Origin of the sequence: Paenibacillus sp. RU5M (assembly GCF_900221055.1) — a bacterium.
Classification (GTDB): Bacteria; Bacillota; Bacilli; order Paenibacillales; family Paenibacillaceae; genus Paenibacillus; species Paenibacillus marchantiae.
On the sequence record NZ_OBQM01000009.1, the window covers coordinates 157,963 to 174,152 of the forward strand.

Sequence of the window (16,190 nt, forward strand, 5' to 3'; positions counted from 1 at the left end):
TCCGCATCATGCTGTCGTGCCGATATACAAGGCAGCCGAACCCGGTCATTACAAATCTTCGTTCAAGAGCTGGGGAGGAGCTATAATGGGCCAGCCTTCTTCGATCGTACGCAATTGGTTCGCAGATACATGAACGGTATGCCCGAATTGCACTCCCCACCGTTCCGCAGCATAAGGGGTTGCAAACCTCCTGCGTTTATTGCCACTAATCTGGTACCATGTATCCCTTTCATTCGTCGCGGCAACAATCATGCCTTCCTCCAGCGCATCCCGGTTGCTCTGAACGGGTTGAGCATGAACATGACTTCTTTCCAGGGGCCAGCCCTGTACCTCACCCGCAGATACCAGTGGCTCACCTACGGGTACGCCGAGCAGATCCGGTTTTGCAACAAGAACGGGAGAAATGCCGCGTGGAACCGGGATATTCAGCTTACGTCGCTGTCCACGCATCAGTCGATAAACATCGCCCTTGATATCAGAGATGAAACAACCCTCTGGGTAAAAGTCCGTACTGCGTCTCAGCTTATGAGTTACATCGCTGCTGCCCTTAGTGGAAATGCGCTGTCGCAGGTCAGGGGTGTCTGTCTTGCCCAGGGGTGTCTTGTTCTCCTGCTGACTGGTCGACGCCTTGGCACGCAACGAGAGCCGGGAAGTATCGGCAACCAACGCATGGGGATCTCCCCATTTTTGAGTATAAAACTGTTCATTATCCTTATTTACGACTTCATAATCCTGTTCTCCCAGCGCCTTCATGCTTACACTTCCGTAGTGATGTATGAAGGCATCTCCGGCTACCCCCAGCCTGTATCCCGCCAGCTTCGCCCGAATGATCCAGTCGTCATCTTCAAAATTGCCCACGGCGTAACCTTCATCAAGATAACCTACCCGCTCCAGCAATTCCCGTGAGAACAGCCAGCAAAATCCGACCAGCCTGTCGGTCTCCCGATGTTTCGTGGCATCCGGGCGATTATGTCGGGCAGCAAAAGACCACATGTCCTCCACATCACTGTACGGGACTTCAATCTGCTGATCTCCGCCGATGTAATTTGTAACCGGACCCACAACTCCCATCTCGGGATGACTGTCAAGACAGGTCATCATGTTTTCCAACCAGCCCGGGGTGACCAGTGTATCGTTGTTTAGCACGACGATATGTCGCCCCCTAGCCATCATCAGTCCATGATTGACACCGCCGGCAAAACCACGATTCTTATCCAGCGCAGCGACCCTTACCATGCCACCTTTGCGAAGCATGGCTTCCGCCGTGCCATCCTTGGATGCGTTATCCACAACAATAATTTCAAAGGGGGCCGGTGTATGCTTTTCAATACTGGACACACATTGCAGGACATATTCGCGCTGGTTGTACGTCGGAATAATAATGCTTACGCCTTCGAATACCAGCCCGAATGAGCTTTCCCCCTGTCGTACGCCCTCATCATAGCCTCTATGGTAGCCCTGCTTATACAGTTTTGCGTTCTTGGCTGCCCGTTTGCCTGAGCCTTGGCGTCTAATCTTCCCTCCACTCCGGCTTCGAGCTGCATGCAAAACAACGGTTTCGGATGATGATGCTTTCCGCTGTTTTGAACGTCTGCCTGATGTGCTCATGTTGCTTCCTCCATTTCCCCTCATCCAAATGCGCGTTACGATGAACGTCGCACCAGATCGTCCATTAGAGATGAAGCTCTCCTGTAACCAATTTGTCAGCCAAATGTCCAAAATCTATGGCAACCCGCCCCAGTTCACCAGCGATTCGGCGGCACAGAATGACGGCCGGAATTCCCGCTGCTACCAGAGCGATATCGAACGAATGCTCCGCAGTCTGCTGCATCACTCTCGGGATATCCACAACCCCATCCACTGTTCCTATGATGCCTGTCACTTGCACCCCGTGGCCGTTCAACAACGCCCCGAGCTCTGCAGCTTGGCTTCCAATCAGCAGCACCCGGCGCCCCTGTACCACAGGCAACAACAGACCCGAATGATGCAGGCTGTAGTTAATCGTGGAACTGGTCAGATTCAGACGGGACCAGTCAATGCCGAAATGGCGCAATACTGGAAATAAAAGTCCCTGAAAAGTAGGCGCACGCGAGATGGGGACACCGATCCAATCCGCGCCGCGAATGGCTTCCGCGAGCTCAGCGCGGATGTCTGGGGTGGAGCGTGGCACCCCTGCATAAGGCAGAAACGGTGCCAGCTCCTGCACTTGCTCGCCTGGCAGCACCGTATCAGCTGCCAGGGTCAGCAGTTCGCCATCTCCGAGGCGAACGACAGACAGGGGGCGCTGCGCATCCAGCGCCCCCTGGATATGGACAGCCATCTCATGAGGGCTGGCCAGCCGGGTTAGGGTGGGCGCATATTGGCGGAATCCCGCCTCGATCAGATCTGCCGCCGCCACGGAAGGCAGAATATGATCAGGCGGGATGTGCTGCGCCACCAGCGCCTCCCCGCCCGCGAACACGCCGTCGCGGAAGCCCTCGGCGTAGCCGCTCTCGGGCGCTGCTGCCGGCTGCGCAGGCGCCATTGCCCTTGCGCTGCCAGCATGCGCGGCAGCGCTTTCCCGCCCCGCAGGGGCGACACCACCGTGTCGGTGTGTCGCTTGCGGCGGGGCGGGGCCAGCACCGCTGGCAGGCAGCGCCTGTGGCGTGCTGGCTTGCGGTGCTGGCCCGGGCGCACGCTGCGCAGCCGTGCGCTGTTTGGCGCGGGCGCCTGCCGCCCGCCCGCCCCGCGGCGCAGCATGCCCGCGGCCTGCAACTGCGCGCTTGCCCGTTTTGGCTTGCGCCCCTTTACGGCCACGGCTCACGCCTGCACGCTCGCCTGATTTTACGCGGGTGCCTGCAATGCCCCGCCCTTCGCCTGTTTTCGCTCCGGTTTTGGTTCGTGCTCCAGCGCTCGCACCACGTCTTGCGCCGGTGCGCCCTCTGGCTTTGCCTTTCGGTTCTGCAAGAAGCTTGCGCTCTATTCCTGCGAGTTCCACATTCCCCTGCTTCGCGCCTTGGTTTCCCCATTCGTGATTCGAACTTGCTTTGGGCTGCACTCCCACAGATACGTACAAGGAGCCGGCATGACCGCCCAGTGTCTTCTTCCTGCCCAAGTCGCTGCGTTTTGCTACTCTCACGGCATTCCCTCCCTTGGCATGCACGAGGAGTGCCGCCGCTGCACAAAGCGCCGGAGCATTCTTCCGGCTCCGGCGCAGGTTGTTCTGCTCTCATGGGACCCCTCACAGCGGCAGCATCTGGCGCATATATTTTAGGGCAGTTGACCCTTCATGCGGATGGCTGCTTCCTGAAGCGATTGGAACGTCCCTGCATCACTCCAATATTTTTGCAAAATATCGTATTCCAGTCCTCCAGCTGCTGCATAATGATTGTTCACGTCCGTAATTTCGAGTTCGCCGCGTGCAGAAGGCGCAATGTTCTGAATGAGGTTGAATACATGGTCATCATACATATATATGCCAGTAACACAATAAGAGGTCTTCGGATCACTCGGTTTTTCCTCAATGTATGAGATTCGTTCCGGATGCTGTGGATCAAACACCGGCACCCCATACCGCCGTGCATCGTCCACTTCTTTGAGCAAGACACGAGCTGTACCCGCAGGCTGCTGCATATACTTATCCACATAAGGCTTCAAATCGTCGCTAAACAGATTGTCTCCCAGCAGCACAACGAATTTCTCTCCAGGAAGGATAAACGATGTCGCCAGATCCAATGCTTCGGCAATCCCGCCTGCCTTTTCCTGAATCCGATACGTTAGCTTGACGCCATGATCTGCTCCACCACCCAAATACTCCGTGTATAAACCAGCGGAATGTTTGTTGATCACTATCAATATCTCTTCAATGCCTGCCTGGCGGAGTCTGTCGATGCCATACATAATCATCGGATGCTTGCCGACTGGAATCAGATGCTTGTTAATCAGCCGGGTCAGAGGATACAGTCGTGTTCCTGTTCCACCAGCAAGAATTACACCTTTCATTCCACTATCCCTCCTTCATCGGATGTCTCAATATATTTAAGGGGATCGACATGCCATTTGTTGATAAAAATGGATCGATTGCGCTCAAGCAACTGTTTCCATGCTACAGGATCGGTCTTCAGGAAACTCGCGCTGCCGCGATGATGTACCAAGACATCCCCGCATACCAGCAAACGATAGCCTTTCTGGCAGGCCCGGTAGCAATAATCGTCATCTTCATAGTGTCCCGGCGAATAGACTTCGTCAAGCACACCAATGTCCTCCATCACACTTCGCCGCATGAGCATACATAAGCCGACAATTCGTCTGACTTCCTTCCATCTGGAAGAATCGACTATATTGTTGGCAGCTGCCAGTTCCTGAAAATGTGCCATGTCCCGGAACTCAAGCTCTACCTGCTGGATACCACTTGCATAGTTGGTCACCGGACCTGTAATACCAATGTTTGCATCACTGTAGAGGGCTGCTCGCAGATTTTCGAGCCAGCGGGTGGTAACAGTAACGTCGTTATTCAGCAGCAATAGCTCATCACCACAGGCTGCACGGAGCCCGGCATTGCAAGCCGCCGGGAAACCCCGATTGTCCGGCAACCGAACAAAACGAATTCGTTCCCGTGCACAATACGCTGCTGTTCCGTCAACCGAGCCATTATCCACAACGATGATTTCATAAGATGTATGAGAATCGGTATATTTTCGAATGGCATCGATACACGGCTTCAGCAGTTCCAGCCCGTTGTACGTCGGAATAATAATACTCGTCAGTGTCATCTGGCGTTCCTCCTGTAGGCCACTTCAGCACGAGAAATGGATCGGGCTTGTGACTTATTGCCGCCCATATCCAGCCAGGTTGCAATCGCCTCCAGATGGTCGCCAATGATCAATCGGGCGACTTCGTTGCCGCTGCCCGTATTGGTGGAACGCAGGCGATTGGAACGAATGACATCCACTTGACTGGGTGCAGTCACTTTTAATCCATGCTGGATGGCTAGACTTTGCGCCTTGGGAGGAACGGCCAGCGCCTCCGGTTTTACGATCTGGATCATCTTACGTGAGAGGGCATGAGGTACAGCCGTCAACGAATTGGAACCCAGATCCGAACGATTAAGCACACGGTTAAGATATGCCTTGATCCGGCTCACTTCATCCTGGCGGGCAAATGGAGGCAACAGCGATGAAAGATTGTTCAGTGCCACGTCATCTCCCCGGTCGACCGCATACAGAAACGGGGCGAGTTGCTCTGCCGGGACGACCATATCCCCATCCACAAAGAGAAGGGTCTCCGCCTCCGTCATTTTGGCCCCCAAGGCGCGGCCTACATCATGTCCCGCCCGGTCAGGTTCATAGACCAGCGTGATGCCAGACTGTTCAAGCACCTGTGTCAGACTGTTGTCCGTTGTTCCATTCAATACCACAACGATATCTGTCAGCGGTAAACGTTTCAATTGTACAAGTACTTGCCCCAGCGTAAGTTCCTCATTGCAGGCACAGACGACTGCAGCGGCAGGTTTATTCAGGGCAAGTGGAATAATATTCAATGAGCGTCCCGCAGCTTGAGCATAACCCTGCATGAATGCTTTCCCTGCCTGCATTGCAGCAGAATAACTCCTTAGCTCCGCTGAGATCGCAGCCCCATGCTCCTGCCATGTTGAACGCACATGTTGTTCAATCGATTGTTCATTTTCCAACGTCATGCGTCCTGCCCGTTGCCCTGCGCTGAATGCTTCATGCAATACGGACTTGTTCATTGCCAACCTGCTCGATGCTGAACTCTTTAGCGGCGATTTAGTCAGGCTCTTCCTGCCCATGGTTCTGGTTCTGTTCCTTGGTGTTCGTCTGCCTGCTGTCCGTTGACGACGGACACCCCCTGAACGCTCCTTCATTTCCTCACCTCCAGCATGCTGCATCTTTTGACGAGGTTTCTTTCTTGTTTTAGGCAACATGCTCACCTCGTCAGGCTACGAACACGCTGCAGATCGGAATGTCCTCCGCGTGGGCCAAGTGTATCGGTTATCCACCTGATCGCTGTCAGATGATCATTCCAGACCAATTGACTGAGCGGGTCAGGTCCGCTTCGTTTCTTGACTCGAACTGCGTTCATTTTGCCTACAGGCACATGATGGACGGCACGCACCTTCAACCCGTTGGTAACCGCCTTTGCATGTGCCAACGGTGGAATCTCCAGTGTGTCCGTCCCAATCACTTCAAGTGCCCTGCGACTTAATGCATGCGGAATGGCTGTCATGGAAGCCCCTTGCAGATCAGGTCTCGCGAGCATGCTGTTCAGCGCATGTTTGGCCTCTACCACAGGGTGAACAGGGATACGCGCGACCGGTCCGTTATAATCATTAAGCGCCACATCCGTCCCGTCCAGAACCGCTCGCACATAAGGCGCGAGATGTTCTGCCGGAATTGGAATGTCTGCATCCGTGAACAACAGCACCCTGCCACGAGCTGCCGCTGCACCGATTCTTCTCCCTCCATCATGTCCCAAAGCTTCGGCATAACGAAGCACCTGTGCCCCTGCCCTTTTTGCCGCTACTGCCGTCCCATCCGTTGAACCATTCACAATAACAAGCACTTCAGCATCACGGCATATCCGCAGCGACTGACGCACGACTGCACCAATGGTTCGCTCTTCATTCATGGCAGGTATAATGACCGAAAGCAGTGGTTTATGCGAGTACGTCGAATCCTGTGCAAGTGTCTCTCTCATCGCATGCTCAGCTCCGAATGCTGGCAATTCCGTTTGCTCCACGGGTGGAATTACGTACTTGTAGGCCTTTGTACCCTTTTTGTAAGCAGATTTCAAACGACGCTTCTTTAATTGCGCTTTTCTTTGTGCCAGATTCGATTTGGCTGCATAAAAAGCTGTATTGCCACGTTTTTGCAACACAGTCACCTCCCGGGTGTACATCATCGGCATGCAAAGGGAGTACACGTTATTCTATGTATTCATGGAGCAGTGGAAACGGCGTATGTCCTTGAACCGAGCAGGTTCTGTCTGCCACCCGGCTCAGTCAATCCATTTATTTAGACAGAATTCGTCAAAATATGCGAAATATGCTACCGCTCCCCTACTTCAGACACAATTTTAAAAAAAATTTAAAATTGCATCTTTTCCAAACTTTTACATTGTGATAATATACGTTGCAAGCAGTAGATTGACAAAAAAATCCTAATGAGGAACAAACGTTCCTTAGTAATCTTTTTTCATTCCTGTTAATTGACCTGGGGTTAATTATGCGTACAGGATGATACAAGAGGCTGTTTTTGCTCTGTTGCATGTACCTTGAGAGGAGTGATGCCGTTCAATACGTAGTTCAGGCTCTATTATGTGAACCCGGAACGAACACCCCGGCTCCGTAAGAACATCTTCTGCTTCGCAAGTGGACAAGGCCCCTGGCTTCTGAAAGAGGAACCACAATGAACGATTAAGCCTCATGGCTGAACCGGATAAACGGTACTCCTTTGACACGCCCAACCACAGGCATACAGGCTCTGCCGACTTTGTTCCTTATCGTTTCTTGTCATATTCCACGTTTCAGATTCAGCCCCACACTCCGCGCTGCCCAAGTTGCAGACGGAACTCCAACCGAGATTGGCATAATTATGTGTTTTCAAAAAAAATCATATTGAGAATGGGAGAGTTTACTATGAAATTTGCTAAAGTTATGCCAACAATTCTTGGAGGAGCTCTTTTGCTCGCTTCCGTATCTTCTGCTGCTGCAGCTCCATTGTCTGATCAGTTCATTCCATTGCAGGCCCCTTATGCCTCTGAGGAGGGTATCCAGTTGAACAGCGGTTCTGACGAAACAATCTTCAATTTCCTTGGACAACAGGAACAATTCCTGAATTCCGACGTGAAATCCCAACTCAAAATTATTAAAAGGACTACGGACACCTCTGGTGTAAGACACTTCCGCCTGAAGCAGTACATTAAGGGCATTCCAGTCTACGGTGCCGAGCAAACGATCCACCTAGACAAAACAGGCCAGGTTTCATCCGCACTTGGAGATCTCCCACCGGTTGAAGAACAAGCTATCCCTAATGACGGTGTCGCTGAAATCAGTGCAGAAGATGCGATCAAGATTGCATCGGAAGAAGCCACTTCCCGCGTTGGAGAGCTTGGCGAACCACAGAAAACCCCTGAAGCCGAGTTGAACATTTACCACAATGAAGAGGACAACCAAACCTACCTTGTTTACATTACCGAAGTCAATGTGCTGGATCCTGCCCCATTACGTACCAAATATTTCGTGAATGCCGTTGACGGCAGTATCGTATCTCAATATGACCTCATCAACTTCGCAACAGGAACAGGTACAGGTGTACTTGGTGATACCAAAACCCTTACAACCACCCAATCCGGCAGTACCTTCCAACTGAAAGATACCACTCGCGGCAATGGGATTGAAACTTACACTGCAAACAATGGTTCCTCCATTCCAGGTACACTCCTGACAGATTCCGATAACGTATGGACTGATCGTGCTGGCGTAGATGCCCACGCCCATGCTGCTGCCACGTATGATTTCTACAAAAACAAATTCAACCGCAACGGTATTAATGGCAACGGTTTGCTCATTAAATCCACTGTGCATTATGGCTCCAACTACAATAATGCATTCTGGAACGGAGTACAGATTGTATTTGGTGACGGTGATGGAACGACTTTCCGTTCACTATCTGGTGATCTGGATGTAGTAGGCCACGAATTGACTCACGGTGTCATTGAGTATACAGCCAATCTGGAGTACCGCAATGAGCCAGGTGCATTAAATGAAGCCTTCGCTGATATTTTCGGAAATACGATCCAAAGCAAAAACTGGTTGCTTGGCGACGATGTCTACACCCCTAACATTGCAGGTGATGCACTGCGCTCCCTATCCAACCCTACATTGTATGGACAACCTGACAAATACGCTGACCGTTATACTGGAACAGCGGACAACGGAGGCGTTCATACCAACAGCGGTATCATTAACAAAGCGTACTATCTTGCAGCTCAAGGCGGTACACATAATGGTGTCACTGTAACAGGGATCGGGCGTGATAAAGCCATTCAAATCTTCTACAGCACACTCGTGAACTATCTGACACCTACATCCAAATTTGCTGCTGCCAAAACAGCGACAATCCAAGCCGCTAAAGATCTGTACGGAGCGACTTCGGCTGAAGCTACTGCAATTACCAAAGCTTATCAAGCTGTAGGACTGTAAGAATCATTCGTTGTTGAACTCATATTAAATCGTTCAGGCACCCCTCATCGTCCGAACGGAGCAAGCTTATATATGAAAAAAAGCGGTATCCCGGACATATCCGGGAACCGCTTTTGTCTATTTAAACATGTGAAATCATTCGTCTACAGATGTCTTGAATGAGGACACATGATCTCGCATTCTTACACGGAAGGCCCAGCGGCAATCCATGACAACAATCCATAGGTGTGTGTGGAGCCCGTAGTTCGTGACACTTCCAGTACGGCTTCATCCTCACTCTGGGAGAGGAGCGATACCTGGAATCCCCGATCATTACACATGGCTACAATCACATAATGCTCCGATATAAACGACTCCTCAAAGGCTACCGTTACTTCCACGCACTGTTCATCCTCAGGCAATATAAAGGCCTCCATACCGAACTGCTGCACCACAGGCTGACGGCTGACACTTCGTACGGGCTGGAATGACAGGTGTTCAGGACCCACAGCTCCATGCTGCAACTGGCTGCTTCCAACAGCTCCATCACTCAAATGCTCCTGCTTAACTGCTTGCTCCCTCAGCTTGAACTCCTTAATTCCATCGATCTCATGTGAAAATTCAGGCTGTGGTAGCGGTAGCTGTGGCTGGACCGTGCCAGCTGTCGTCAATGAATCTCCAAGCTGGTTAGCTTGCGATGGATGCTCTTGTTGTTGCCCCAGCTCCTGACCCGACGTCTGGATAAACTGCGTTTCCTTCAGATCGACACTTGAGGGTTCCACGACAATTGCCGGCTGTGATGGCGGTACAACCTCATTTTCTGTTTGAAGCAATCCCTCTTGTCTTTTGATAGCTGCCAGTTGTTCCAGCGTTTCTCCACTGAACTGACGAATCGCATTCCATATCTCTTCGCTCAAATGCGCCGGACCTACAATCCCCGCATTCAAATGATTAGAGGTAATACTCTGCTCACTCAGTTTGCTGCCGTTCACGCTGCCATCGGCCAATTTGGCACTTGTGACGGACCCATTCTGTAGATGGATCCCGCTTACTGCTTCCTCTTCCAGATGGGTTGTGCGAATACTGCGTTCCTGAATATGATCAGCAAGAATCGTTCCATCCTGAATATGCCGAGATTGCACACTTTTGTCTGCTATGTGGATAGCCGATACCGCACCTTCAAGCAATTTATTACCGTTTACACTGCCGTCAGCCATTTTGGCACTTGTTATGGAACCATTGTGCAGATGAATCGAACTGACCGATTCCGCTTTGAGGTGGGAGATTCCAATGCTTCGCTCTTGAATATGTTCAGCATGGATGGCTCTCTCTTGGATATGACTGGATTGCACACTTCCATTGGCAATATGGACATCCGACACCGCATCTTCAAGCAGTTTGCTGCTGCTCACACTGCCATCGGCCAGTTTGGCACTCGTTACGGATCCATTTTGCAGATGAACCGCACTTATTACTTCCTCCTCCAGATGGGACGTACCAATGCTATGCTCCTGAATATGATCAGCAAGGATCGCTCCTGCCTGGATATGGCGAGTTTGCACACTTTCCGACGCGATATGGCTCCCCAATACAGCATCTTCGAGCAATTTGCTGCCGCTAATGCTACCGTCAGCTAATTTAGCACTCGTTACGGACCCATTTTGCAGATGAACCGCACTTACTGCTTCCTCTTCCAGATGGGTTGTGCCTATGCTTCGCTCCTGAATATGATCAGCTTGAATGGCTCCTGCCTGAATATGCTCGGATTGCACACTTTCCGATGCGATATGAATCCCGGATACCGTACCTTCGAGTAACTTGCTACCGGTTATACTGCTATCCGCCAGTTTGGCACTCGTTACAGATCCATTTTGCAAATGAATGGCACTTACCGATTCCTCTTCCAAATGTGCTGTGCCGATGCTTCGCTCTTGAATATGATTAGCAAGGATTGTTCCCTCTTGAATATGACGGGATTGCACACTATCGTCTGCAATGTGGATATCCGATACTGCTCCTTCAAGCAACTTGCTGCCGGTTACACTGCCGTCGGCCAACTTGGTACTTGTTACAGATCCATTTTGCAGATGAATGGCACTTACTGCTTCCTGTTCCAAGTGAAGCATGCCAATGCTGTGCTCCTGAATATGGTCAGCAAGGATTACTCCTGCCTGGATATGGCGGGATTGCACACTTTCAGAGGCGATATGGATTCCCGACACCGCATCTTCGATCAACTTGCTGCCGGTTACACTGCCGTCGGCCAGTTTGGCACTGATGACAGACCCATTTTGCAGGTGAATCGCACTTACTGCTTCCTCCTCCAGATGGGTTGTGCCGATGCTCCGCTCCTGAATATGGTCAGCATGAATGGCGTCTGCCTGAATATGCTCGGATTGCACGCTTTCGGACGCAATATGAATCCCCGATACGGTTCCTTCAAGCAATTTGCTGCCGTTTATACTGCCATCCGCCAGTTTGGCACTTGTTACAGATCCATTTTGCAAATGAACCGCACTTACAGACTCCTCATCCAGATGAACTGAGCCAATACTGCACTCTTGAATATGATCAGCAAGGATTGCTCCTTCTTGGATATGACGGGTCTGCACACTTTCATTGGCAATGTGAGTAGCCGATACGGTTCCTGCGGCTAATTTACTACCATCCACACTACCAGTTGCTAGTTTGGAGCGTGTTACAGATTCATCCTGCAATATAATCGTACTTACCGCTTCTTCTTCCAGATGAGACGTTCCGATGCTGCGTTCATGGATATGATGAGGAAGAATCTCACCATCTTGAATATGACGGGAATGCACAGCTCCTTGCTGCAGGTGAACAGCACTTGTCGACTCTGCCTGAAGATGCAAACCACTAATTAAACCTGGCTGAAGATGAGCCGCTGTAATGGATAAAGGTGCCAGATGGTCTGTTTCAACAGATCCAGGTGCCAAGTGATGCGATGTGACCACCTGTTCAGCAATATGCTCCTCATGAATGATGTCTGCCTTCAGATGCTGTGAGCTAACTACTTGAGTTCCCAAATGGTCAGATTTCACGCTGCCTTCAGCCAGATGGACGGATTGTACAACGGATGGCTGCAAGTGCTCGCTACCTACAGCAGCCTGTTGTAGTTCTGTCCCCGATACCGAGTCTGCTGTCAAATGGTCCGCACTTATGGAGTCATGCCGAAGTTTGTTGCCGGTAATACTGCCATCAGCGAATAATTCCGGCGAGCGTATTTCTTCCGACAAATGTTCCAAGGAAACGGCATGCTGCTTCAGGTGATATCCGCGAATGGTTCCTGATGGAATATGTTTGGCGTTAATGCTCTCTGCCATAATCTTGGAAGAAGTCACGCTGCCGTCTGCCAGTTTAGCTGACGTGACAGCAAAATCCGCCAGTTTATCTGTGGCAACACTCTCTGGTGAAAGCTTGGGGGAGGTAACCGCATGATCTGTTAGATGAGGCGGAAAAATGGACCCGCCAGCCAGCTGGGCTGAAGTTACACTATCAATAGCCAATTTATCTGTTGTGACCGCGGCCCGTGCAATCGCATCCGTTTCAACACTGCCTGGCTGAAGATGAGGCACACCTACGGCATGTTCTGTCAGATGTTCCGATTTCACTGCATAAGGTCTCAGAGCCTCGGAACCCACGCTGCCTGGAGCCAAATGTGTACCTGTGACTCCACCACTCGCAAGATGCGAGGATATAACACTTCCCGGGGCAAGCGCTCTGCTACTCACCGATGCCGTTCCAAGCTTTTCTGTTGTCACACTTCCATCCGCGAGTTTAACGTCTGTAACGGCAGCATCCTGCAATTCATACGTACCCACGGCCGACTCTGCAAGATGCCGCTCACACACCACGTCGTCTGCGAGAGCATCTCCGGACACACTTGCGGTAGATAGATGAGTTGCCTCGATGCTCCCACTTGCAATGTGAATGGAGTGAATTGCGGAATTGTCCACATGTACCGGTGTAATTCCCCGATTCGCAATGTGTTCCGCACGAATGGACCCTTTGGCAAGATGTTTACCTTGTACGGCTTCATCCGCAATTTTGGAAGAAATGACGCTCTGATCAGAGATCTTGGATGCCGTAATGGACTGCTCCAGCAATTTTGCTGTTCCCACAGACTGGTCTGCCAGTTTGCTGCTGGTTACTGCACCTTCCGTCAAATGCTCACTGCCCACTTCTCCATTGCCAATCTGCTCCTTGCCAACGGAATGAGCGCGAATCTGGCTTGATCCGATTGAACCGTCCAAGAGATGTCTTCCACTTAGTGAACCCTCAGCTAAATGTCTTGTTTGTATGGACCCATCCTCTATCTGGTCACTTCCAATACTGCCATTTAATAGTTGTGAACGACCGACAGACCCTTCTGCCAGATGTGTCTGTTTAACAGCACCTGCCTGAATATGGTGAGACTCGATGGATAGTTCTTCGATTTTGCTGCCTGTGACAGCAGCTTCCCGAATTTTGGATGTAGTCACTGCATCGTCAGCCAGTTTGGAGGTATTCACAGCTCCCCCCGTGAGATGTCTTGTATCCACCCCGCTAATCGCAATCTTGTCTCCAGTTACGGCATGATTCTTGATTAATTCTTCCGTTACCAGCATGCGGCTGAGATGTCTTGTGCCGATGGAACCGTCGGCAATTTTGGCCGAATCGATGACCTGGTTGCCAAGCTTCTGAGAAGTAATGCTGCCATCTCTGATTTTCTCACCTGCAATAGAAGCATTTCGTATTTTATGACCAGACACAGAGCCGTCAATCAGGTGCTCCTCAGATACAGACGCTTCCGCAAGTTTCGCTGAAACAATGGCCCCGTCTGCTATGTGTATGCTGGTCACCGCATAATCCTGCAATGCTTCACTGCCGACCGCATCCGGTTTCAGCTTGGAGGCATCCACAGAGAAAGGAGCCAGTTTGCTCTCCGTAACAGCAAATTCACTCAAGTCGTCCGTGTAGATATAGTGTCCGGTATGACCAGGCATCTGGTTCTGGTTCAGGATCTGCAACCGGTCCCTGCTTGCTGTTTCTTGCTTGTTGATACCCAGCTCTTCTTCCAAAACAAGCGGAGCCACGCTGCTGACCTGAATCTGCTTTTCCAGGATATCTTGCGTCTCGACGACTTTCTCGCTATCAGACTCTACGGGTTCCGGTTTGATGGCTTTGGTTACGATCTCCAGGTCTTCCAGCTCGTTCGTTGAAGCAGGTAGCTCCATTGATTCGGATAGGAATTCTTCTGATGCCTGAATGGCCTTCGAATTCCGTTTATTTGTATTCAAGCGTTCTTCCCTATTCGAAGTGAAACCTGAGTCCATTGTGTCTGACCGTCGATTGGTCAGATCCAGTTCCTTAAATTTAGGACTCACATGCCGCAGTTTTGGCGTAGGAACCTTCTTATTGCCTTTTTTACTCATGCAGCTAGCTCCTTCCTCTAACGTTCGTCTCCGGCATCATATGCGTCAGTATGGGCATCTGCCACTGTAATTCATGACTTTGGTGGGTTACATTTTCATCGCTGCACAAGCTTCAAGGTATGAATGATCGAGCTGTCCCTATTGAAATAGGCTGTACCCGTTCACTTATGTAAGGCGGCTGTCCACGCCCCTACCCCAGAGATGTCATACGATATCATGTAAGCCATTTGCATAAATCCATATGATGCAAATGGCTGGAAGGAGAACTCGTTGATGCATATCGAAGCATCATGATTCCGGTCTGCGTTATCGTGATGTCCAACCATGCGGTGACAGGCCGGCATTCCATGGATGGACGATCCATGGTCGCGATAACATTGAAGGAGGAACGGTCATGCTACAAGAAACGATCGGTATTCTGTTCGATTCACGCATGTACCGGGGGATACCGGCTGGAAGGACGGGTCAGGAATCACTCGCGAATGTTGAACAGGCAGCGGCCTGTTATGGATTAACTCCTTGTTTTTTGCGGCTGGAAGACGTGGATGCGGACAACAAAACCTGTATGGCTTATGTAAAAAAAGAGGGTATATACGTTCGTCAAAGGATGCCATTGCCCTCCGTTATTCATAACCGGGCTCTCCAGCTTCGCCGTTCGGAGCAGCATCAGGTGACCAAACTGCTGTTGCAGGGCATACAGGTTTACAATGTCCGCAATCGATACCGCAAAGACCACATTCACGAGATGCTTTATCAGGACCCCGGTCTCAGGCAACATCTCCCCCGTGCGGTCAAAGCTACACCTGATTCTTTGGCATATATGATGGAACATTACGATGATCTGGTGATCAAGCCATGCAGCGGAAGCATCGGTCACGGCATTATGCGGATATTCCAAAAGGACGGTCAATGGAAACTGACATGTGAGACAAGGACTTCACGCAAGGGATGGGCCACCTTTCGACTGAATAAGGGACAACTGCCATCAGCCACCCTACGCCGTATTTTCCGGCATGCCTATCTCATTGAAGAACGCATACCTCTGGTTCGTTTTGAGGGAAGACCTGTAGATCTGCGGGTATCCGTGCAACGAGGAAGTGACGGTTTGTGGGCGATCACAGGCATATTCGCCAAGGTGGCTCCGGCGCATACGTTTGTCACGAATATCGCCCAAGGCAGCAAAGTCATGACGCTGGCTGAAGCCCTTGACTTGCAGGCAACCGACTGGCATGCACTTGAACTGGAGGCCAGAATCCGGTCTGTCGGGCTCCGAATCGCACGGACGCTGGCTTCGAGCCTGCCTCATCTTGCGGACCTCGGACTTGATCTGGGGATCACAGAGAAGGGCCAGATTTATTTTATCGAATGCAACGGAAGGGATCAGCGCTACGGTTTCCGCAAGGCCGGGATGACGGAGACTTGGAAAGCCAGCTACCGGCAGCCGATGGCTTACGGACGTCTGCTGCTGGAGCAGAATTCGCGCATACCAAGGCAACCCCAGACGTATGATCGCGGCCTATATTGATTTCGTGGGCATTCTGTGTCAATATTATGCAGAACGGCCGGCCCTGCCG

General features: G+C 51.1%; 9 protein-coding genes. 2 read left to right on the top strand and 7 right to left on the bottom strand.

Annotated features, from left to right (window positions below):
- Positions 1 to 48: 48 nt before the first annotated feature.
- From CRO25_RS23780 to CRO25_RS23805, 6 genes are all read right to left on the bottom strand, one after another.
- A complete protein-coding gene (locus CRO25_RS23780; RefSeq protein ID WP_179132250.1) occupies positions 49 to 1,608 on the bottom strand; it encodes a glycosyltransferase family 2 protein in 1,560 nt (519 codons plus the stop codon).
- A 64-nt stretch (positions 1,609 to 1,672) separates the two neighbouring features.
- Complete coding sequence (locus CRO25_RS23785; RefSeq protein WP_256863742.1) at positions 1,673 to 2,437, bottom strand: GT-D fold domain-containing glycosyltransferase; 765 nt, start codon at positions 2,435 to 2,437, stop codon at positions 1,673 to 1,675.
- Between the two features lie 812 nt (positions 2,438 to 3,249).
- Positions 3,250 to 3,981 (bottom strand): sugar phosphate nucleotidyltransferase, encoded by a 732-nt coding sequence (locus CRO25_RS23790; RefSeq protein WP_079696647.1) that lies wholly within the window; start codon positions 3,979 to 3,981, stop codon positions 3,250 to 3,252.
- Positions 3,978 to 4,751, bottom strand: coding sequence for a glycosyltransferase family 2 protein (locus CRO25_RS23795; protein ID WP_072735458.1), 774 nt, complete (start codon positions 4,749 to 4,751; stop codon positions 3,978 to 3,980). Before CRO25_RS23795 ends, CRO25_RS23790 begins: the two co-directional genes overlap by 4 nt.
- Positions 4,748 to 5,863 (bottom strand): glycosyltransferase family A protein, encoded by a 1,116-nt coding sequence (locus tag CRO25_RS23800; RefSeq protein ID WP_256863743.1) that lies wholly within the window; start codon positions 5,861 to 5,863, stop codon positions 4,748 to 4,750. Before CRO25_RS23800 ends, CRO25_RS23795 begins: the two co-directional genes overlap by 4 nt.
- A 62-nt stretch (positions 5,864 to 5,925) precedes the next feature.
- The gene (locus CRO25_RS23805) at positions 5,926 to 6,876 is read right to left on the bottom strand and encodes a glycosyltransferase (RefSeq protein ID WP_256863744.1); all 951 of its coding nucleotides are present in this window, start codon (positions 6,874 to 6,876) and stop codon (positions 5,926 to 5,928) included.
- A gap of 760 nt (positions 6,877 to 7,636) precedes the next feature.
- On the opposite strand from CRO25_RS23805, the gene CRO25_RS23810 reads away from it, so the two are divergent.
- On the top strand, positions 7,637 to 9,202 hold the full coding sequence (locus CRO25_RS23810; RefSeq protein ID WP_079696651.1) for a M4 family metallopeptidase: 1,566 nt from the start codon (positions 7,637 to 7,639) through the stop codon (positions 9,200 to 9,202).
- Between the two features lie 182 nt (positions 9,203 to 9,384).
- Here CRO25_RS23810 and CRO25_RS23815 read toward each other — a convergent pair whose 3' ends face one another.
- Positions 9,385 to 14,616: a WIAG-tail domain gene (locus CRO25_RS23815; RefSeq protein ID WP_079696652.1), complete on the bottom strand. Its 5,232-nt coding sequence runs from the start codon at positions 14,614 to 14,616 to the stop codon at positions 9,385 to 9,387.
- Positions 14,617 to 15,010: 394 nt separating this feature from the next.
- On the opposite strand from CRO25_RS23815, the gene CRO25_RS23820 reads away from it, so the two are divergent.
- The gene (locus CRO25_RS23820; protein ID WP_079696653.1) at positions 15,011 to 16,141 is read left to right on the top strand and encodes a YheC/YheD family protein; all 1,131 of its coding nucleotides are present in this window, start codon (positions 15,011 to 15,013) and stop codon (positions 16,139 to 16,141) included.
- The last annotated feature ends 49 nt before the right edge of the window (positions 16,142 to 16,190 follow it).

Coding starts and splice junctions, on each gene's coding strand:
- CRO25_RS23780 (WP_179132250.1), bottom strand. CDS start 1,608: ATGAGCACATCAGGCAGACGTTCAAAACAGCGGAAAGCATCATCATCC.
- CRO25_RS23790 (WP_079696647.1), bottom strand. CDS start 3,981: ATGAAAGGTGTAATTCTTGCTGGTGGAACAGGAACACGACTGTATCCT.
- CRO25_RS23795 (WP_072735458.1), bottom strand. CDS start 4,751: ATGACACTGACGAGTATTATTATTCCGACGTACAACGGGCTGGAACTG.
- CRO25_RS23800 (WP_256863743.1), bottom strand. CDS start 5,863: ATGAAGGAGCGTTCAGGGGGTGTCCGTCGTCAACGGACAGCAGGCAGA.
- CRO25_RS23810 (WP_079696651.1), top strand. CDS start 7,637: ATGAAATTTGCTAAAGTTATGCCAACAATTCTTGGAGGAGCTCTTTTG.
- CRO25_RS23815 (WP_079696652.1), bottom strand. CDS start 14,616: ATGAGTAAAAAAGGCAATAAGAAGGTTCCTACGCCAAAACTGCGGCAT.
- CRO25_RS23820 (WP_079696653.1), top strand. CDS start 15,011: ATGCTACAAGAAACGATCGGTATTCTGTTCGATTCACGCATGTACCGG.